General features: G+C 73.7%; 20 protein-coding genes. 16 read left to right on the forward strand and 4 right to left on the reverse strand.

Annotated elements, in window-relative coordinates:
- Positions 1–59: 59 nt before the first annotated feature.
- On the reverse strand, positions 60–572 hold the full coding sequence (locus IF01_RS0129935; RefSeq protein ID WP_157855383.1) for a DUF3515 domain-containing protein: 513 nt from the start codon (positions 570–572) through the stop codon (positions 60–62).
- Positions 573–592: 20 nt separating this feature from the next.
- On the reverse strand, positions 593–826 hold the full coding sequence (locus tag IF01_RS0129940; RefSeq protein WP_030396708.1) for an Lrp/AsnC family transcriptional regulator: 234 nt from the start codon (positions 824–826) through the stop codon (positions 593–595).
- 215 nt (positions 827–1,041) lie between these two features.
- On the opposite strand from IF01_RS0129940, the gene IF01_RS0129945 reads away from it, so the two are divergent.
- The 3 genes from IF01_RS0129945 to thiD all read left to right on the forward strand — a co-directional run bounded on the left by IF01_RS0129945 (position 1,042) and on the right by thiD (position 4,174).
- Positions 1,042–2,007, forward strand: a complete 966-nt coding sequence (locus IF01_RS0129945) for a thiamine-phosphate kinase (protein WP_030396709.1) — start codon at positions 1,042–1,044, stop codon at positions 2,005–2,007.
- A gap of 325 nt (positions 2,008–2,332) precedes the next feature.
- Positions 2,333–3,358 carry an ATP-dependent 6-phosphofructokinase gene (locus tag IF01_RS0129950; protein ID WP_030396710.1) on the forward strand — a complete coding sequence of 342 codons (1,026 nt, stop codon included), beginning with the start codon at positions 2,333–2,335 and terminating at the stop codon, positions 3,356–3,358.
- An 18-nt stretch (positions 3,359–3,376) separates the two neighbouring features.
- Positions 3,377–4,174: a bifunctional hydroxymethylpyrimidine kinase/phosphomethylpyrimidine kinase gene (gene thiD / locus IF01_RS0129955; protein ID WP_030396711.1), complete on the forward strand. Its 798-nt coding sequence runs from the start codon at positions 3,377–3,379 to the stop codon at positions 4,172–4,174.
- A gap of 172 nt (positions 4,175–4,346) precedes the next feature.
- On the opposite strand, the gene rpmB is transcribed toward thiD, so the two are convergent.
- Entirely contained in the window at positions 4,347–4,532 is a 186-nt protein-coding gene (gene rpmB, locus IF01_RS46030; RefSeq protein ID WP_073813963.1) for a 50S ribosomal protein L28, read from the reverse strand.
- A gap of 285 nt (positions 4,533–4,817) precedes the next feature.
- On the opposite strand from rpmB, the gene fakA reads away from it, so the two are divergent.
- The 10 genes from fakA to mutM all read left to right on the forward strand — a co-directional run bounded on the left by fakA (position 4,818) and on the right by mutM (position 14,858).
- Complete coding sequence (gene fakA / locus IF01_RS0129960) at positions 4,818–6,449, forward strand: fatty acid kinase ATP-binding subunit FakA (RefSeq protein WP_030396712.1); 1,632 nt, start codon at positions 4,818–4,820, stop codon at positions 6,447–6,449.
- A gap of 52 nt (positions 6,450–6,501) precedes the next feature.
- Entirely contained in the window at positions 6,502–8,736 is a 2,235-nt protein-coding gene (gene recG / locus IF01_RS0129965; protein ID WP_030396713.1) for an ATP-dependent DNA helicase RecG, read from the forward strand.
- A 163-nt stretch (positions 8,737–8,899) separates the two neighbouring features.
- Complete coding sequence (locus tag IF01_RS0129970; RefSeq protein WP_030396714.1) at positions 8,900–9,433, forward strand: hypothetical protein; 534 nt, start codon at positions 8,900–8,902, stop codon at positions 9,431–9,433.
- A gap of 115 nt (positions 9,434–9,548) precedes the next feature.
- Positions 9,549–10,133: a 16S rRNA (guanine(966)-N(2))-methyltransferase RsmD gene (gene rsmD / locus IF01_RS0129975; RefSeq protein WP_030396715.1), complete on the forward strand. Its 585-nt coding sequence runs from the start codon at positions 9,549–9,551 to the stop codon at positions 10,131–10,133.
- Between the two features lie 52 nt (positions 10,134–10,185).
- Positions 10,186–10,677 carry a pantetheine-phosphate adenylyltransferase gene (coaD, locus tag IF01_RS0129980; protein ID WP_030396716.1) on the forward strand — a complete coding sequence of 164 codons (492 nt, stop codon included), beginning with the start codon at positions 10,186–10,188 and terminating at the stop codon, positions 10,675–10,677.
- A 226-nt stretch (positions 10,678–10,903) separates the two neighbouring features.
- Positions 10,904–12,121, forward strand: coding sequence for a F0F1 ATP synthase subunit B family protein (locus tag IF01_RS0129985; RefSeq protein WP_030396717.1), 1,218 nt, complete (start codon positions 10,904–10,906; stop codon positions 12,119–12,121).
- 171 nt (positions 12,122–12,292) lie between these two features.
- The gene (locus IF01_RS0129990) at positions 12,293–12,937 is read left to right on the forward strand and encodes a YceD family protein (protein ID WP_030396718.1); all 645 of its coding nucleotides are present in this window, start codon (positions 12,293–12,295) and stop codon (positions 12,935–12,937) included.
- 2 nt (positions 12,938–12,939) lie between these two features.
- Positions 12,940–13,113, forward strand: a complete 174-nt coding sequence (gene rpmF / locus IF01_RS0129995) for a 50S ribosomal protein L32 (protein WP_030056747.1) — start codon at positions 12,940–12,942, stop codon at positions 13,111–13,113.
- 20 nt (positions 13,114–13,133) lie between these two features.
- Positions 13,134–13,922 (forward strand): ribonuclease III, encoded by a 789-nt coding sequence (gene rnc / locus IF01_RS0130000; protein ID WP_030396719.1) that lies wholly within the window; start codon positions 13,134–13,136, stop codon positions 13,920–13,922.
- Positions 13,923–13,979: 57 nt separating this feature from the next.
- Complete coding sequence (gene mutM / locus IF01_RS0130005; protein WP_030396720.1) at positions 13,980–14,858, forward strand: bifunctional DNA-formamidopyrimidine glycosylase/DNA-(apurinic or apyrimidinic site) lyase; 879 nt, start codon at positions 13,980–13,982, stop codon at positions 14,856–14,858.
- 73 nt (positions 14,859–14,931) lie between these two features.
- Here mutM and IF01_RS0130010 read toward each other — a convergent pair whose 3' ends face one another.
- Positions 14,932–15,855: a DMT family protein gene (locus IF01_RS0130010; protein ID WP_030396721.1), complete on the reverse strand. Its 924-nt coding sequence runs from the start codon at positions 15,853–15,855 to the stop codon at positions 14,932–14,934.
- A gap of 305 nt (positions 15,856–16,160) precedes the next feature.
- Here IF01_RS0130010 and IF01_RS49085 point away from each other — a divergent pair, with 305 nt between their 5' ends.
- From IF01_RS49085 to IF01_RS0130025, 3 genes are all read left to right on the forward strand, one after another.
- Entirely contained in the window at positions 16,161–17,531 is a 1,371-nt protein-coding gene (locus IF01_RS49085) for a hypothetical protein (RefSeq protein WP_030396722.1), read from the forward strand.
- A gap of 123 nt (positions 17,532–17,654) precedes the next feature.
- Positions 17,655–17,954, forward strand: a complete 300-nt coding sequence (locus IF01_RS0130020) for an acylphosphatase (protein WP_030396723.1) — start codon at positions 17,655–17,657, stop codon at positions 17,952–17,954.
- A gap of 413 nt (positions 17,955–18,367) precedes the next feature.
- Positions 18,368–18,571 carry a hypothetical protein gene (locus IF01_RS0130025; protein WP_030396724.1) on the forward strand — a complete coding sequence of 68 codons (204 nt, stop codon included), beginning with the start codon at positions 18,368–18,370 and terminating at the stop codon, positions 18,569–18,571.
- The last annotated feature ends 73 nt before the right edge of the window (positions 18,572–18,644 follow it).

The raw sequence follows: 18,644 nt of genomic DNA on the forward strand, positions 1-18,644 counted from the left end.
CCGCCCCCGTGCGTGCCGGTCCGGTCCTGCTCCGCGCCGGTCCGCGCGGTCCGGTTCGGTCAGGGGATGTTGGCGGCGACCACGGGGGAGAGCGCGGCCACCACGTCCATCGGGTTGGCGAACGAGCCCTTGGGCACCGTGAGCTCCACGTAGGCCTTGCGCATCGTGGTGGTGTAGCGGTAGCCGCCGTCCCCCAGCTCCTGCGGCCACCAGGTCACGTCGTCGATCATCGGCGAGACGTCCAGGGCGGCCGGGCCGTTCAGGGCTTCCGGCCGGTCCACGCCGCAGCGCAGCACCGCCTTCGGCGAGCTGGCCCAGGCGGCCACGAACGGCGAGGCGGGGGTCGGGTCCTTGCGCGGGTGGCCGAACAGCTCCTGGGGGAGCGCCGCGGCGAGGGCCCGGCAGTAGCCGGCGGCCTTCGGGGCCGGGTCCGGTGTCTCGATCTTCTCGGGCTCGCTCCAGCTGCCGACCAGCACCACGACGGTGCAGGCGAGCGCGGTCGGCACCGCCAGCCACCGAACGGGGGCCGGCAGTGCCGCCAGGAAGCGGGGGGCGCGGAGTTCTCGGGTCACCCGCCGATGGTATGCGGGTCCTACAGGTGGACCACAGGACAGGTCAGGGTGCGGGTGATGCCCTCGACCTGCTGGACCTTGGCGACGACGAGACGGCCGAGGTCGTCCACGGTGTCGGCCTCGGCCCGGACGATCACGTCGTACGGTCCGGTGACGTCCTCGGCCTGGAGGACGCCGGGGATCTTGGCGATGGACTCGGCGACGGCGCTGGCCTTGCCGACCTCGGTCTGAATCAGGATGTAGGCCTGTACCACGGGGACCTCCGGGCGGCTGGGTACGGGGATCGCGGCCGTGCGGGCCCGGTCGGGTGTCGGGTGGCGACCGGGCTCACGGCAGACTGATCACCACGCTACCCCCCGGTGGGCCGGGGAGGGGAGACCTCTGCGCCTTCGGAGGGCGTACGCTGCGCGCGAGGCGGCGTGACCGCAGGACGTAGGCGCCCGACCGGGCGCGACCGGGAGGACGGCAGATGCAGGGGACCGTGGGCGAGCTCGGCGAGTTCGGACTCATCAGGGAGCTGACCGCCCGGGTGCCGCTCACCGACGCGGTCGACCTCGGCCCGGGCGACGACGCCGCCGTGGTGAAGGCCCCGGACGGCCGGGTGGTGGCGACCACCGATGTGCTGATCGAGAACCGGCACTTCCGCCGGGACTGGTCCACCGCGTACGACGTGGGCCGCAAGGCGGCCGCGCAGAACCTCGCCGACGTCGCCGCGATGGGCGCGGTGCCGACCGCGATCCTGCTCGGCCTGGTCGCGCCGGCGGACCTGCCGACCACCTGGGCCACCGAGCTGATGGACGGGCTGCGCGACGAGTGCCAGGTGGCCGGCGCGACGGTGGTCGGCGGCGACGTGGTGCGCGGGGACACCATCACGCTGGCCATCACGGCGCTCGGGGACCTTCAGGGGCGCGCGCCGGTGACGCGCGCCGGTGCCCAGGTGGGCGACGTGGTCGCGGTCACCGGCTGGCTCGGCTGGTCGGCGGCGGGTCTGACGGTGCTGCAGCGGGGCTTCCGCTCGCCGCGGGCGTTCGTCGAGGCCCACCGCCGCCCCGAGCCGCCGTACCACGCGGGGCCGTCCGGCGCGGAGCTCGGCGCCACCGCGATGATCGACGTGAGCGACGGACTGGTCGCCGACCTCGGGCACGTGGCGCTGGCGAGCGGGGTGGACATCGACCTGCGGGCGGCCGACTTCGACGTGCCCGCGCAGATGGCGGACATCGGCCAGGCGGTCGGGGTCGACCCGATGGTGTGGGTGCTGTCCGGGGGAGAGGACCACGCGATCGTGGCGACCTTCCCGCGCGGGGTCCAACTGCCCGCCCGCTGGCGGGTGGTGGGCGAGGTCGTCGGCCGCTCGCGGGCGGCCAGGGGCGGCCGGGTGACGGTGGACGGCGAGGCCTGGGACCGGGTCGGCGGCTGGGACCACTTCTCGGAGTGACCGGCCCGGTGCCGGGGGAGCGGCAACGGTGCGGCGGGGGACGGTGGTTGACGCCCGGCCGGGGCGGTGGCGGGGCGGTGGCGGGGCGGTGGCGGTGCGGTGCGGGCCGGGCGAGGTGCGCGGCGGGGGCGTACGACGGGGGCGTACGACGGGGGCGTACGACGGGGGCGTGCGACGGGGGCGTGCGACGCTCCCGGGCGCTCGTACGAACCGGTCCCCGGCGGGGTGTGCGCATAGGCTTGGCCCACAGCCCGGCCACCCGTCCTCGACAGGAGTGGTCTGGACCACTGTGGTCTGAACCACTTGGAGCGGGAGAGCCACCGGCATGCGCATCGGAGTCCTGACCAGCGGCGGCGACTGCCCCGGCCTGAACGCGGTGATCCGCTCCGTGGTGCACCGCGGCACCGATGTGCACGGCGACGAGATCGTCGGCATCGAGGACGGCTTCCTCGGGCTGATCGAGGGCCGCACCCGCCAGGTCTCGCACGACGACGTCACCGGTCTGCTCACCCTCGGCGGCACCGTGCTCGGCTCGGCCCGGGTGCAGCGCGAGCGGATCGCCTGGGCGGTGGAGAACGCCAAGACCCTCGCCCGGGACATCGGCATCGACGCGCTGATCGCGATCGGCGGCGAGGGCACCCTCACCGCCGCCCGGCTGTTCAGCGAGGCCGGACTGCCGGTGGTTGGCGTCCCGAAGACCATCGACAACGACATCGACGCCACCGACGTCACCTTCGGCTTCGACACCGCCGTGCACGTCGCGACCGAGGCGATCGACCGGCTCAAGACCACCGCCGAATCGCACCAGCGGGTGATGGTCGTCGAGCTGATGGGACGCCACACCGGCTGGATCACCCTCACCGCCGGCATGGCGGGAGGTGCGCACGGAATCCTGATCCCCGAGAAGCCGTTCGACATCGAGGGCGTGGCCCGGATGGTCGAGGACCGCTTCGCCCGGGGCAAGAAGTTCGCCATCATCGCGGTCGCCGAGGGCGCCTCCCCGATGCCCGGCACCATGCGCTTCGACCACGGCGAACTCGACCGGTTCGGGCACCGCACCTTCGGCGGGATCGGCAACCGCCTCGCCCACGAACTGGAGAACCTGCTCGGCAAGGAGGCCCGCCCGGTCATCCTCGGCCACGTCCAGCGCGGCGGCACCCCGACCGCCCGCGACCGGGTCCTCGCCACCCGCTTCGGCTGGCACGCCGTGGAGGCCGTCCACCGGGGCGCGTTCGGCCACTTCACCGCGCTGCGCCGGGGCGACATCCGGCTGGTGCCGATCGCCGACGCGGTGACCCGGCTCAAGACCGTCCCCGAGGAGCGCTGGGCGGAGTCGGAGGCCGTGCTCTGACCGCGTAGGTTGGGGGCCATGTCCTCCACCGCACCCCCTCGCGTGCTCACCGTCGCCGGCTCCGACTCCGGCGGCGGCGCCGGCATCCAGGCCGACCTCAAGGCGATGCTCGCCCTCGGCGTCCACGGCATGAGCGTCGTCACCGCCGTCACCGCGCAGAACTCGCTCGGCGTCCAGGGCTACTGGGAGCTGCCGGCCGAGGCCGTCCGGGCCCAGTTCCGCAGTGTGGTCGACGACATCGGCGTCCAGGCCGTGAAGACCGGCATGCTCGCCTCGATCGAGCTGGTCGAGACCGTCTCCGAACTGCTGGCCGGCGTCGGCGCCCCGGTCGTGGTGGACCCGGTGGGCGTCTCCAAGCACGGCGACGCGCTGCTCGCCGCCGAGGCCGTGGCCACCGTCCGGGAGCGGCTGCTGCCGGTCGCCACCCTGGCCACGCCCAACCTGCACGAGGTGACGCAGCTCACCGGCCGGACGGTCGAGCGCGAGGGCGAGATGCTGGACGCCGCCAAGGCGCTGCTCGACCTCGGACCGCGCTGGGTGCTGGTCAAGGGCGGGCACCTGGACGGCGAGGCGGCCGACCTGCTGTACGGGGGTGCGGGCGAGGAGTACTGGTACCGGGCGCCGCGCTACGACAACCGGCACACCCACGGCACCGGCTGCACCCTGGCCAGCGCGATCGCCTCGGGCCTGGCCAAGGGCGAGGAGCTGCCGGCGGCGGTGGCCTCGGCCAAGGAGTACATCACCGGCGCGATCGCCGGCGGCTTCGCGCTCGGCGCCGGCATCGGCCCGGTGGACCACGCCTGGCAGTGGCGCTAGGTCCCGTCCTCGAACCCGCGCCCGCGGGGCGGACGGAGCCCGTCCCCGGACATGCCTGTGGGCGGGCCCGAAGGCCCGCCCACATCAGGTCGGTCGGATACCGGAACAACAGAAAGCCGGTTCACCCGAGGATGAACCGACTCACTGGAGGACCGGCATACCGGTCTGCGCGTCAGCGCGAGACCTTACCGGCCTTGATGCACGAGGTGCAGACGTTGAGCCGCTTCGGCGTCCGCCCAACCACAGCGCGCACCGTCTGGATGTTGGGGTTCCAGCGACGGGGGGTACGGCGGTGCGAGTGGGAGATGCTGTTGCCGAAGCCCGGCCCCTTGCCGCAGACGTCGCAGTTGGCAGCCACAGGAGTCACTCCAAGACTTCAGAATCATTTACGTGAGACAACCCCGCCGGACCAGCGGAGCACTCACGTGAACCGAACCGGGCCAAGGGGAGAGCCTGGAACTGTTCCAGGCAACCGGAAGAGCATACAACGCTTGCTTCCGTTCGACGAAACTACCATGACCAGCGGGGTGATCGCTCCGGCCGCCGTGTCCGCCGCCGCCGTCCGGGCCCCGATAACCTGCCCGTACCACCCCTCGCCGTTCACCCTCAGGCCATCACGGCGTCCCACTCCGGAGGAGACCTGGTGCTGCACACGCTCGACGCCCCGGCCGTGCGCAGCTGGTGCCAACTGGCGCTGCGGGCGCTCGGCCAGGCCCGCGAGGAGATCGACGCACTCAACGTCTACCCCGTCCCGGACGGCGACACCGGCACCAATCTGTACCTGACCGTGGAGTCGGCCGCCGCGGCCGTCGAGAGCCGCTTCGCCGACCCGGGCCCCGGTCCGGCGCCCGGCCTGGCCGAGACCGTCCGGGCGATGGCCCGAGGCGCGCTCGTCGGAGCCCGCGGCAACTCCGGGGTGATCCTCGCCCAGTGGCTGCGCGGCGCCGCCGAGACCCTCGCCGGGGGCGGCGACGCCGACCGGCTGCGGGCCGCCCTCCAGCGGGCCGCCGACTCCGCCTACCAGGCGGTCGCCGAACCGGTCGAGGGCACCCTGCTGACCGTCGCCCGGATCGCCGCCGGGGAGGCCGCACGGGCCGGCGGCGGCCTCGGCCAGGTCGCCGAGGCCGCCCACCGGGCCGCCAGGGAGGCCCTGCGGCACACCCCCGAGCAGCTCCCCGTGCTGGCCGAGAACGGCGTGGTGGACGCCGGCGGCCGGGGCCTGGTCGCCGTCCTCGGGGCGCTCGCCGACGCGGTCGCCGGCCACCAGCCGATGGGCCCGGTCGCGCTGCGCGACGACCTCCGGCCGGTGGAGAGCTGCCGGCTCCATGTGCGCCCGCCCGGGCCCGGCCACCCCGCCTTCGAGGTGATCTACCTGCTGGACGCGCCCGACGAGGCGCTGCCCGCGCTGCGCGAACGCCTCGCCGGGCTGGGGGACTCGCTGGTGGTCGGCGGCGGCGACGGCCTGTGGAACGTGCACGTCCACGTCGACGACGCGGGCGCCGCCGTCGAGGCCGGGCTCGGGGCCGGGCGCCCGCACCAGATCCGGATCACCCATTTCGCCGAGGCCGCCGCCCGCTCCGGCGCCGCCGCCGGCCGGGGCGAGCCCGAGTGGCGGGCCCGCGCGGTGCTCTCGGTGGTCTCCGGCGCGGGCCTCGCCGAACTCTGCGAACAGGCCGGCGCGGTCGTGCTGCACGCCGAGCCCGGCCGCCCGCCGGCCAGCGCCGAGCTCACCGCCGCCGTGCGCCGGGCCGCCGCCCGCGAGGTGGTGCTGCTGCTCAACGACCCCGAGCTGCGGGCCGCCGCCGGGGCCGCCGCCGACCAGCTGCGCGAGGAGGGGGTGCGGATCGCCGTGCTGCCCACCCGTTCGCCGGTCCAGGGGCTGGCCGCGCTCGCGGTGCACGAGACCGGCCGGCGCTTCGACGAGGACGTGGTCGCGATGACCTCGGCGGCCGGCGCCACCCGGTACGCCGAACTGGCCGTCGCCGAGGGCGAGTCCTGGACCATGGCCGGGGTCTGCCAGGCCGGCGACGTGCTGGGGCTGATCGACGGGGACGTCGCGGTGATCGGCACCGGGCTGGCCGAGGTCGGGGCGAGCGTGCTGGACCGGATGCTCGGCGGCGGCGGCGAACTGGTCACCCTGATCCTCGGCGAGGGCGCCCCCGAGCGCCTCGCCGAACAGCTGGCCGCCCACGCCCGGCACAGCCGCCCGGAGGTGGACGCGGTGGTCTTCCACGGCGGCCAGGAGTCGGCGCCGCTGCTCATCGGCGTCGAGTGACCGGGCGGTGTGCGGGCCGCACTGTCGGTCCGGTGGTGTAGACAGGGGCCTGATGGGCGCTCTCGATGAACCACTGACCAAGCTCGTCGGCGACCGGACCGCCAAGGTGCTCGCCGACAGTCTCAAGCTGCGCACGGTCGGGGACCTGCTGCACCACTATCCGCGCCGCTACGTCGAGCGGGGCCAGCTCACCAGCCTGGACGAGCTGGAGGTCGACGAGCACGTCACCGTGCTGGCGCGGATCGACAAGGTCACCCTGATCCCGTTCCGCGGCCGCAAGGGCGACCGGCTGGAGGTGGTGGTCACCGACGGCCGCAGCCGCCTCACCCTGGTCTTCTTCAACCAGGGCTGGCGGCAGAAGGAGCTGCGGCCGGGCACCCAGGGCCTGTTCGCGGGCAAGGTCGGGGTGTTCAACCGGGCCCGCCAGCTGGCCTCCCCGGACTACCAGCTGCTCGACGAGACGGACGGCGACGGCGCCGCCGCCCGGTTCGCCGGCCGGCTGATCCCGGTCTACCCGGCCAGCGCCCAGATGCCCAGCTGGAAGCTCGCGCTCTGCGTGGAGACGGCGCTCACCAAGCACGTGTCCGACGTCGGCGAGCCGCTGCCCGCCGAACTCCGCGACCGGCACGGCCTGATCGCGCTGCCCGAGGCGCTCGAACTGATCCACCGCCCGCGCAGCCAGGCCGACCGCGAGCGCGCCCAGGACCGGCTCCGCTGGGACGAGGCCTTCGTCCTCCAGGTCGCCCTCGCCCGGCGCCGGGCCGCCGACTCCGCCCTGCCCGCCAAGCCCCGCGCGGCCCGCCCCGGCGGCCTGCTGGACGCCTTCGACGCCCGGCTGCCGTTCACCCTCACCGAGGGCCAGCAGAAGGTCTCCGCCGAGATCGCCGCCGACCTGGCGACCGAGCACCCCATGCACCGCCTGCTCCAGGGCGAGGTCGGCTCCGGGAAGACCCTCGTGGCGCTGCGGGCCATGCTGGCCGTGGTCGACGCGGGCGGGCAGGCGGTGCTGCTCGCGCCCACCGAGGTGCTGGCCCAGCAGCACCACCGGTCGATCGTCGAGATGATGGGCGACCTCGCCGAGGGCGGTCTGCTCGGCGGCTCCGACCTGGGCACCCGGGTGGCGCTGCTCACCGGGTCGATGGGCGTGCCGGCCCGGCGGCAGGCGCTGCTCGACATGGCCTGCGGGGACGCCGGCATCGCGATCGGCACCCATGCCCTGATCGAGGACAAGGTGCAGTTCCAGGACCTCGGCCTGGTCGTGGTCGACGAGCAGCACCGGTTCGGCGTCGAGCAGCGGGACGCGCTGCGGGCCAAGGGCGAGCAGCCGCCGCACCTGCTGGTGATGACGGCCACCCCGATCCCGCGCACGGTCGCGATGACCGTCTTCGGGGACTTGGAGACCTCGGTCCTGGACCAGCTGCCGGCCGGGCGCTCGCCCATCTCCACCCATGTGGTGCCGGCCGTGGAGAAGCCCAACTTCCTGACCCGGGCCTGGGAGCGGGTGCGCGAGGAGGTGGCCAAGGGCCACCAGGCGTACGTGGTCTGCCCGCGGATCGGCGACGAGGAGCCGGAGCCGGCCAAGGGCGCGAAGCGCAGGCGGCGTCCGGCGGAGGACTTGGAGGAACTGCTCGACGACGCGCCGGACGAGGGCGCGGCGGCCGACGGCGACCGGCGGCCCCCGCTGTCCGTGGTGGAGACCACCGCGAAGCTGGTGGCGGGCCCGCTGGCCGGGCTGCGGGTGGAGATCCTGCACGGCCGCCTGGCGCCGGAGGCCAAGGACGAGGTGATGCGCCGGTTCGCCGCCGGCGAGGTGGACGTCCTGGTCGCCACCACGGTGATCGAGGTCGGGGTGAACGTGCCGAACTCCACCGCGATGGTGATCATGGACGCGGACCGGTTCGGCGTCTCCCAGCTGCACCAGCTGCGCGGCCGGGTCGGGCGGGGCTCCGCCCCCGGGCTCTGCCTGCTGGTCACCGACATGCCGGCGGCCAGTCCCGCCCGGGCCCGGCTGGACGCGGTGGCGGAGACCCTGGACGGCTTCCGGTTGTCCCGGATCGACCTCGAGCAGCGCCGCGAGGGCGATGTGCTGGGCCAGGCGCAGTCCGGGGTGAAGTCCTCGCTCAAGGTGCTCTCGGTGCTGGAGGACGAGGAGGTCATCGTGACCGCCCGGGCCGAGGCCACCCGGCTGGTCGCCGAGGACCCGGAACTCACCGAGCATCCGGACCTGCGCACGGCCCTGGCCAGCCTGCTGGACGAGGACCGCGCGGCCTACATGGAGAAGGGCTGACGGGCACGGGCAGGGCCGGCCGGGCCATCCGCCGGACCTGCCCGCCGGACCTGCCCGCCGGGCCCTCGGCCGGGCCCGATTGTCAGACCCCCGGGAGAGAATGAAGGTGTTCGGGACGCACCCCCAAGGTGCGTTCCCGGCACGACACTTGGGGGTTTAGCCAATGGCATTCCGTCATCTCAACGAGCTCCCGCTGGGCGACAAGGTCTTCCGGATCGAACTCGCCAGCGACGACGACCGCGAGGTCACCCTCACCCTGGCCGGCTGGCGCGAGGGGGCCGCCGCCACCCCGCTCGCCTCCGGCAAGCTGCGGCTCCCGGTCGAGGACGTCGCCTCGCTGCGGATCGCCCTCAACCGCGCGCTCCGGGCCCTGGCGATCGTCGCCGACGTCTCCGAGCCGATCCCCGACCGCGACGTGCTGCGCGAGCTCTACCCCGGCCACGGCGCCCCCTGGGTGCCGCAGCACGAGGAGGAGCTGGTCCGGCGCTTCCACGAGAGCGAGACGGTCGCCCGGATCGCCGCCCGCTTCGGCCGCACGCCCGACTCCGTCCGCACCAAGCTCCGCGAGCTCGGCCACGACCCGCGCCGTCCCGAGTACTGCCCGCCCGACGGCTGCCTGTCCTGGTCCCGCTACGCCTCGCCCTCGCTGCTCGGCGCGGCGGCCCCGGACCGGGCGGCGGGCTCCGAGGCGAGCTGACCCGACCGGGGGGTGGCACCGGAGGGGCGTCCCGTGCGGGCGCCCCTTCGGCGTGAGCGGAGGGCGGTGATCGGGATAGCGTGGTCGGGCAGCGACGAAAGGACCCTCCACCACCATGACCCGCGTGATCGCCGGGGCGGCCGGCGGCCGCCGACTGGCCGTACCGCCCGGTCGGGGCACCCGACCGACCTCCGACAAGGCCCGCGAGGCGATGTTCTCCACTCTGGAGGCGCTGCGCGGCACCCTGCACGGCGCCCGGATGCTGGACCTGTTCGGCGGATCGGGCGCGGTCGGCCTGGAGGCGCTCTCGCGCGGGGCGGCACACGTACTGCTGGTCGAGGCGGACGCCCAGGCGGCCCGGGTGATCCGGGAGAACGTCCGGACGGTCGGCCTGCCGGGTGCGCTGGTGCAGGCGGCCAGGGCCGAGAAGGTCGTCGCCGGGCCGGCCCCGGAGGAGCCCTACGACCTGGTCTTCCTCGACCCGCCGTACGTGGTGACCGACGACGAGGTCCGGGAGATGCTGATCACACTGTCGGCCGGGGGCTGGCTCGCGGAGGACGTACTCGTCACCGTGGAGCGCAGCACCCGCGGTGGTGCGTTCGGCTGGCCGGAGGGCTTCGAGGAGCTGCGCTCCCGTCGCTACGGCGAGGGCACGCTCTGGTACGGTCGCGCCGCCGACGAGCCCCGCGACCACCCCTAACGGGCCCGGGGCCCGCAGCAATCACGTCACCCCACGAGGGAGCACACACGCCATGCGCCGCGCCGTCTGCCCCGGGTCCTTCGACCCGATCACCAACGGTCACCTCGACATCATCGAGCGGGCCTCGAAGCTGTACGACGTGGTGCACGTCGCGGTCGCGATCAACCGGAACAAGCAGGGCATGTTCACCATCGAGGAGCGCATCGCGCTGATCGAGGAGACCACCGCCCAGTACGGGAACATCGTGGTCGAGTCGCACCTCGGCCTGCTGGTGGACTTCTGCCGGGAGCGGGACATCCCGGCCATCGTCAAGGGCCTGCGCGCGGTCAGCGACTTCGACTACGAGCTGCAGATGGCGCAGATGAACCACGGCCTGACCGGTGTCGAGACGCTCTTCGTGCCGACCTCGCCGACGTACAGCTTCCTCTCCTCGACCCTGGTGAAGGAGGTCGCCTCCTACGGCGGCGACGTCTCGCACCTGCTGCCGGAGACGGTGCACCGCCGGCTGGTCGAGCGGATCGCCGAGCGGCGGGCCCAGCAGTAGGGAGCGGTCCGGAGGAGGGCGGGCGGCGGCCGGTCCACGGTGACCGCCCGTCCGTTTCTGCCGGTTCGTCACGGTATGCCGGGCAGCTGGCGGAGCGGCCCGGTCCGGGCGTTGTGAGCTCGCCCGGCGCTGGCCGTACAGTCTGTATTCCTGCCCTGCGGTGACGTCCACCGCGCCGGGCGCTGCCTCCGCCGGACCTCGGCGGCACACGGAAAGACGAATCCCCGTGGACGTGCAGAACAAGGTCGACGAGATCGTGGCGGCCGTCGAGAACGCCCGCTCGATGCCCATGTCGGCCTCCTGCGTGGTGAACCGTGCCGAGCTGATCAGCCTGCTCCAGGACCTCAGGTCGGCCCTGCCGGCCGAGCTGGCCCAGGCCCGTTCGGTGGTGGCCGACCACGACTCGATGGTCGCCGGCGCCCACGCCGAGGCCGACCGGATCATCCAGGGCGCGCACGCCGAGCGCGGTTCGCTGATCTCCGACACCGAGGTGGTCCGGCGCGCCCAGGCCGAGGCGGACCGGATCCTCGCCGAGGCCCGCGCCGAGGTCGACACCAAGCGCACCGAGGCCGACGACTACGTGGACAGCAAGCTGGCCAACTTCGAGGTCGTGCTCACCAAGACGCTCGGCGCGGTCGGCCGCGGCCGCACCAAGCTGCGCGGCGACGGCAGCGTCTTCGAGGTCGAGTACGAGGCCGAGACCGACGGCGAGGAGTTCCGGCCGCAGCGGATCAGCCCCAGCCCCGAGGTCGACGAGTACGTCGATGTGAAGCTCGCCACCCTGGAGAACGTGCTCAGCGCGACCCTGGAGGCGGTCGGCAAGGGCCGCGACAAGCTGCTCGGCAAGCGCCCGATCGACGAGCTGGGCGCCTACCTGGCCGCCGCCGACGAGGCGCAGCAGGCCAAGGAGCGCGCCGAGGCGGTCGCGGCCGGCTTCGCCGCGGACTCGGACGGCAGCGAGCTGGCCTGGTACCGCGAGGAGGTGCCGCAGCAGCAGACCTGGCCGGAGCAGACCCCGGCCGCGGCCGGCTGGCAGGCGCCCGGCGCGGACCAGTACGCGGTGGCCCAGCAGGGCGGCGCCCAGTACGCCGAGGTGTACGGCGGCGGCTTCGACCCGGCCGCCGGCCAGGGAGCGGACCCCTACGGCGGCCAGTGGGGCCACCAGGGCCCGGAGACCGGCGGGTACCAGCAGCAGCAGCAGGGCTACTCCGACGGCCAGCAGGCCGGCTACGGCTACCCGGCGCAGCAGCAGGGCTACGAGCAGCAGCAACAGCAGCAGCAGCAGCAGCAGCAGTACGGCGGGGGCGGCTACGACTACCCGCAGCAGCCGGCCAACCCGCCGGCGCCGGTGCCGCAGCAGAACCAGGCCGGACTGGACGAGACCAGCTTCTTCGACACCAGCATGATCGACATGACCCGGCTGCGGGAGCTCGGCGGCCGGTAGGACGGGCGCGCTCCCCGCTCCCGGCCCCGCGGCCGGGAGCGAAGTTGGGCCTGGCGGGAGACTCGGGTAGTCTGACCACTCCGGCCTCTCCGTGTCGGGCCGCAGGTCTGCCCGCGAACCGCCCGAAGAGCAGCGCCGCGCACCAGATCCCCCTCAGGAAGTCAGGACATCTTGAACCGCCTCGACCACCGCGACCCCCTCGTGTTCGACACGCACGAGCTGGGCCGTCGTCCGGGTGCGCTGCGCAAGGTGTCCCGCACCCTGGAGGCCCCCGAGGGCCTGGGGATCATCGATGTGATCGGTGTTCCGGAGAAGAGCGAGATCGAGCTGGAGCTCCGCCTGGAGTCCGTGGTCGAGGGCGTGCTGGTCACCGGCACCGCCGGGACCGTGGTCGAGGGCGAGTGCGTCCGGTGCCTGGAGCCCGTCGAGTTCGACCTCGACGTGGACTTCCAGGAGCTGTACTACTACCCGGAGTCCGACGAGCGCCACCGCGCCCGGACCTCCGGGGCCGAGGACCTCGACGAGGACTCGGAAGACGAGACTTACCGCCTGGAGGGCGATTTCTTCGACCTCCAGCCGGTGCTGCGTGACGCGGTGGTGCTCGCACTGCCGCTGCAGCCGGTGTGCCAGGAAGACTGCCTGGGCCTGTGCTCCGAATGCGGGGCGCGCCTGAGCGACGACCCGGCGCACCACCACGATGCCGCCGACCCCCGGTGGGCGGCTCTGCAGGGACTCTCCGCCGCCCCCGGCGACGAGGGTGACGGAACCAAGAACAGCGGTACCCGTGAGGGTCTCGCCGAGAACCAGGAGAAGTAGCCGTGGCTGTTCCGAAGCGGAAGATGTCGCGCAGCAACACGCGCCACCGCCGTTCCAACTGGAAGGCCGTTGTCCCGGCCCTCGTGGCGTGCGACCGCTGCCACGAGCCGAAGCTGGGCCACATCGCGTGCCCCAGCTGCGGCACGTACAACCGTCGCCAGGTCCTCTCGGTCTGATCGGCGGGGTGTACGGATCGATGTCGGACAGTAACTCTTCCCGCAAGGCGACCAGCGCACCGAAGGCCCCTTCGGGCGGTGGTAAGGCCGGCGGGCCGGCTTCGACCGAATACGACGTCCTGGAAGGGCGCCTCGGGTACACGCTCGAGCGCGCCCTTCTGGTGCGTGCCCTGACCCACCGCTCGTACGCGTACGAGAACGGTGGCCTGCCCACCAACGAGCGCCTGGAGTTCCTCGGCGACTCGGTGCTGGGCCTGGTGGTGACCGACACCCTCTACCGCGTCCACCCGGACGTTCCCGAGGGCACGCTCGCCAAGCTGCGCGCCGCGGTGGTCAACTCGCGCGCGCTCGCCGATGTCGGCCGGGGTCTGGACCTCGGTGTGTTCATCCGGCTCGGCAAGGGCGAGGAGGGCACCGGCGGCCGCGACAAGTCGTCGATCCTCGCCGACACGGTCGAGGCGGTCATCGGCGCGGTCTACCTGGACCAGGGTCTGGACGCCGCCACCGAGTTCGTCCACCGCCTGTTCGACCCGCTGATCGAGGAATCCTCTCAGCTGGGCGCGGGCCTGGACTGGAAGACCAGCCTCCAGGAGCTCACCGCCTCGGTGGGCATCGGAGTGCCCGAGTACGTGGTCGAGGAGTCCGGTCCGGACCACGAGAAGACTTTCACCGCGGCGGCCCGGGTGGCCGGCGAGGACTTCGGCAGCGGCGTCGGCCGCTCGAAGAAGGAAGCCGAGCAGAAGGCCGCCGAGAGCGCCTGGCGCGCGATCAAGGAGAAGCACGCCGACCGGCTGCCGAGCGGCGCCTGAGCACGCAGTAGCCTTCCTCCTGCAGAGCCCAGTCCGTTCCGCAGGAGGCGTGTTCCCGTGCCCGAACTTCCCGAGGTCGAGGTCGTCCGCCGAGGTCTGGCGAACTGGGTCGCCGGGCGGACGGTCGCCGGCGTCGACGTCCTGCACCCGCGCGCGGTCCGCCGCCAGTCGGCGGGTGCGGCGGACTTCGCGGCCCGGCTCACCGGCACGACGTTCGGCGCCGCGCAGCGCCGCGGCAAGTACCTCTGGGTGCCGCTGGCCGGGCGGGGCCAGGGCTTCTCGATGATCGGCCACCTCGGCATGAGCGGCCAACTGCTCGTCCAGGACCCGGCCGTGCCGGACGAGAAGCATCTGCGGGTCCGGCTGCGGTTCACCGACGGCGGGCGCGAGCTGCGCTTCGTCGACCAGCGGACCTTCGGCGGGCTGGCGGTCGAGGAGGCCGAGGACGGCGATCCCGAGGGCACCCCGGTCTCCATCGCGCACATCGCCCGCGACCCGCTCGACGCCCGGTTCGACGACGCCGTCTTCGTCGCGGCGCTGCGTGCCCGGCGCACCACGGTCAAGCGGGCGCTGCTGGACCAGACGCTGATCAGCGGGGTCGGCAACATCTACGCGGACGAGGCGCTGTGGCGCTCCCGGCTGCACTACGACCGGCCGTCCGCGACGCTCACCCGGCCGCAGGCGGCGCTGCTGCTGGCGAACGCCCGTGAGGTGATGACGGCGGCGCTGGCGGTCGGCGGCACCAGCTTCGACAGCCTGTACGTCAATGTGAACGGCGAGAGCGGCTACTTCTCCCGGGACCTGGACGCCTACGGCCGGGAGGACGAGCCCTGCCGCCGCTGCGGCACCGCGATCCGGCGGGCCGCCTGGATGAACCGGTCCAGCTACTTCTGCCCCCGCTGCCAGCGGGTTCCGCGGGTGCGCGACGGGGGCTGAGCGGGCCTGAAGGGGCCGGAAGGGGCGGCGGGGCGAGGCACCGCCGCCCCCGGCGCCCGTTCAGGCCCCGGCGTCAGCGGTCGGCGAGTTCGGGGTGGGCCGCTTCGCCGTCGGGCAGGCCGCCGTGGGTGTCCTGGCCGAAGTAGGCGACACCGACCGCCGAGACCACCGCCAGCACGAAGCCGGCCACGCCGAGCCAGCCCAGCCCGGCCTTGGTGGAGTCGCCGAGCCACAGCACGCCCACCGCGCCCGGCAGCACCGTCTCACCGACCACCAGGGCGGCCGTGGCGCCGTTCACCGAGCCGATCTGCAGGGCCACGGTGTGCACGTACATGCCGCCGATGCCGCCGACCAGGATCGCGTACAGCGCCGGGTCGGAGAGCAGGCTGCCGAGGTCGAAGGGCTGGACGCCGTTCAGGATCCGCACACCGACGCCGAGCGCGCCGAAGCCGAGGCCGGAGAGCAGACCGGCCACGATCGCGCCGTTGGCTCCCATCCGGCGCACCAGCAGTCCGCCGCCCACCAGCAGCACGGTGGTGATGACCAGCAGCCACCAGTGGAAGGACATCTCGGCGTGGTGCCCGCCCTCCGGGCCGGCCGAGACGGCGAGCAGGACGAGCGCCGAGCAGAGCACGCCGATCGAGGCCCACTCCAGCTGCTTGAGCCGGATCCCGAGCAGCTTGATCGACAGCACCGCGGTGATCACCAGGTTGGCGCTGATGATGGTCTGGGAGAGGAACAGCGGCAGCAGCCGGGCGGCCAGCGCGCCGAGTCCGAAGCCGATGAAGTCCAGCACCGTGCCGAGGATGAACTCCCAGGTCACGGCGGCCTTGGCGGTGGAGGACAGGCTGGGCCCGCCGTGCGCGGTGGTGCCGGCGGAGTCGCCGCCCTTGGCGGCCTCCTCGCGGGCGGAGCGCCGGGATCCCACGGCCTGCAGGACCGAACCGGTGCCGTAGCAGGCGGAGGCCGCCACAGCGGTGACGAGGCCGATGATCACACGTGCTCCGATCAGGAGGGACGGGACAGGACGGTCGGGGGCACGGGTGACCGTTCGGCCACCACTATGCCTGGTCGCGCGGTACGGCCGGGACGCCCGGGGACGGGCTCCGCGCCCGCCGGGACACGCCGGGAGGTACGACCGGGCCGGTGGCCGGGTTCCCGCCCGGACCGCGGTTCCGGGCGGCCGGAGGAAAGATCATCCCGTGGAAGGGGACCGACCCCGGCGGACGGTGGGGGTCGCGGTCCGCTCCGTACCCGGCCGGTATGCCCTGCCGGGGGACCGGTCGCGGTAGCGTCGGTGGCATGAGAACCCTTGCTCGACGACGTTCCCGGGGCGCCGGGCCGCTGGCCCTGGTGGCGGCGCTGCTCGGGCTGCTGCTCCTGCTGGCGCCGGCCGCCTCGGCGGCGGGCGGTCTCGACGACGCGGCCGCCGCGCTCAAGCAGGGCCGGGTGTACGTCGACCCGGCGATGGCGGGCCGGTTCGGCCAGGGCCAGGCCGACGCGCTGACCGAGAAGATCCGTAAGGCCGACAAGCCGATCTTCGTGGCGGTGGTCCCCGCGGCCGACCCGTACGGCGCCTCGACCGTCTTCGACGACCTGCGTACCAAGGTCGGCATCACCGGCACCTACGCGATCTGGCGCGGCGACCAGTTCCAGGCCCGCTCGGACAAGGAGGCGCTGCCCACTGCGAGCGCCCAGCGGATCGCCGGCGCGTCCTTCCGCGCGCACCCCGGCGACATCGACGCCACCCTCAACGACTTCGTGGACACCGCGGCCCCGCAGGTCAAGGGGCACGGTGTGAACAGCACGGCGGGCGGGGTCTCGGCCGCCGCGATCGCCGTCCCGCTGGCCCTGCTGGCGCTGGCCGGCACCGGGGTCTTCCTGCTGTTCCGCCGCTCCAAGCGGCGCAAGGAGGAGCAGCGCCGGGCCGAGCTCGCCCAGGTCCGCCGGGTGGTGGACGAGGACATCACCGCCTACGGCGAGGAGCTGGACCGGCTGGACTTCGTGCCGTCCGCGCCGGACGCCGACGAGGTGCAGCGCGGCGACTACACCCACGCCCTGGACTCCTACGAGCGGGCCAAACTGCTGATGGACCAGGCCAAGGGACCGGAGGACGTCAAGCCGGTCGCCGAGGCGCTGGAGGACGGCCGGTTCGCGCTGGCCACCCTGGCCGCCCGGCGGGACGGGCACCCGCTGCCCGAGCGGCGTCCCCCGTGCTTCTTCGACCCCCGGCACGGCCCGTCGGTCAAGGACGCCGACTGGGCCCCGGCGGGCGGCGCCGCCCGCGCCGTCCCGGTCTGCCGGGCGGACGCGGACCGGCTGGCGGCCGGGCAGGACCCGGACATCCGGACCGTGCCGACCGAGCACGGCCCGCAGCCGTACTGGAACGCGGGCCCGGCGTACGGCCCCTGGGCCGGCGGCTACTTCGGGGGCTTCGGCGGCGGCGGTCTGCTGCCGGGCCTGCTGGTCGGCACCATGCTCGGCTCGATGATGGCCACCCCGGCCTACGCGTACGGCCCGGCGGACGCCGGCTCCGGCTACGAGGGCGGGGACCAGTCCGGTGCCGACTTCGACTCCTCCGACTTCGGCGGCGGCTTCGACGGCGGTGGCGGGGACTTCGGCGGTGGCGGTGGCGACTTCGGTGGCGGCGGCGACTTCGGCGGGGGCTTCTGACCCGGCCGTCCCGCCCGCCCGATCCCGCCGCCCCCGGCCGGTCCCACGACCGGCCGGGGGCGGCGTCGTCGTACCGGCTCCGCCGTGACGCGGGCCGCCGCCGCGGCGGATAGGGTCGGGGGCATGCACGGTCGCGACGCCCACAGTGACGAGCCGGTCCGCGTCACCGCCTGGGTACGCGGCAAGGTGCAGCAGGTCGGCTTCCGCTGGTGGACCAGGGCGCGGGCGCTGGAGATCGGCCTGACCGGCTACGCGAGCAACCTCGGCGACGGCCGGGTGCAGGTGGTGGCGGAGGGCCTCGCCCCGGACTGCGAGCAGCTGCTCGCGCTGCTCAGGGGCCCGGACACACCGGGCCGGGTCAGCGGGGTGACCGAGATCTGGACCGCCGTCGGACCCGGGTACGGGACCTTCGAGATCCGCTGAGAACCCGCCTCGGACGGGGCCCGGGCCGGTCGATCGAAAACGATCGTCAACCGGCGGTGTCGTACGGTTGCCATCCGGGCAGACTCGTGGTTGACTCCGCATCGAACGATGATCCACGAGCATGTGGTGGACCCCCCTTCGGAGCCGCCGGGCGTGACGACACCGCCAGGCAGGTGACAGGGGCGCGGTAGCGTGCGGTGATCGTGTTGACCCGTACCGTCTTTGGTGAGACGCTGGAAACCCGCGCACACGACCGCGTTATTCCGGTAGGTGCATGCCCCCGTGGGCCCAGCTCACGGTGGTTGTGCCGTAGTGCCCAGCCAGCACTGCCGGTGCACGCCGCGCGTGCGTCCCCCTTCCCCCTAGACCTGTACCGTTCCGGTTCGGTCACTCAGCGTGGAGGACCATTCATCATGGCAAAGGCGCTTCTCGGGTACGTCGGCGGCCCCGACCCGCGAATGCTCTCCGAGATGCGACGGCTGCAGCAGCGCGTCCAGGATCTCGAAGCCGAGCTCATCAGGATGCAGGCTGTGAACGACGCACTCACCGCTGTCGCCGACGAGCACTCGTTGCTCAACAGCATCGATCTGGATCAGCGGGAGCCGGCTCTCACCTGAGTTCCGCCCGATCCCCGATCGACGCCGCTGTGCACCGAGCCGCCCCGAAAGGGACGCAGCTTGCAAGGGACGC

Origin of the sequence: Kitasatospora purpeofusca (assembly GCF_000718025.1) — a bacterium.
Classification (GTDB): domain Bacteria; phylum Actinomycetota; class Actinomycetes; order Streptomycetales; family Streptomycetaceae; genus Kitasatospora; species Kitasatospora purpeofusca.

Excerpts from the sequence above, each read along its gene's own strand:
- IF01_RS0130025 (WP_030396724.1), top strand. The coding sequence starts at position 18,368 with ATGGCAAAGGCGCTTCTCGGGTACGTCGGCGGCCCCGACCCGCGAATG.
- coaD (WP_030396716.1), top strand. The coding sequence starts at position 10,186 with ATGCGCCGCGCCGTCTGCCCCGGGTCCTTCGACCCGATCACCAACGGT.
- thiD (WP_030396711.1), top strand. The coding sequence starts at position 3,377 with ATGTCCTCCACCGCACCCCCTCGCGTGCTCACCGTCGCCGGCTCCGAC.
- IF01_RS0129945 (WP_030396709.1), top strand. The coding sequence starts at position 1,042 with ATGCAGGGGACCGTGGGCGAGCTCGGCGAGTTCGGACTCATCAGGGAG.
- rnc (WP_030396719.1), top strand. The coding sequence starts at position 13,134 with ATGTCGGACAGTAACTCTTCCCGCAAGGCGACCAGCGCACCGAAGGCC.
- recG (WP_030396713.1), top strand. The coding sequence starts at position 6,502 with ATGGGCGCTCTCGATGAACCACTGACCAAGCTCGTCGGCGACCGGACC.
- IF01_RS49085 (WP_030396722.1), top strand. The coding sequence starts at position 16,161 with ATGAGAACCCTTGCTCGACGACGTTCCCGGGGCGCCGGGCCGCTGGCC.
- IF01_RS0129950 (WP_030396710.1), top strand. The coding sequence starts at position 2,333 with ATGCGCATCGGAGTCCTGACCAGCGGCGGCGACTGCCCCGGCCTGAAC.
- rsmD (WP_030396715.1), top strand. The coding sequence starts at position 9,549 with ATGACCCGCGTGATCGCCGGGGCGGCCGGCGGCCGCCGACTGGCCGTA.
- IF01_RS0129970 (WP_030396714.1), top strand. The coding sequence starts at position 8,900 with ATGGCATTCCGTCATCTCAACGAGCTCCCGCTGGGCGACAAGGTCTTC.
- IF01_RS0130020 (WP_030396723.1), top strand. The coding sequence starts at position 17,655 with ATGCACGGTCGCGACGCCCACAGTGACGAGCCGGTCCGCGTCACCGCC.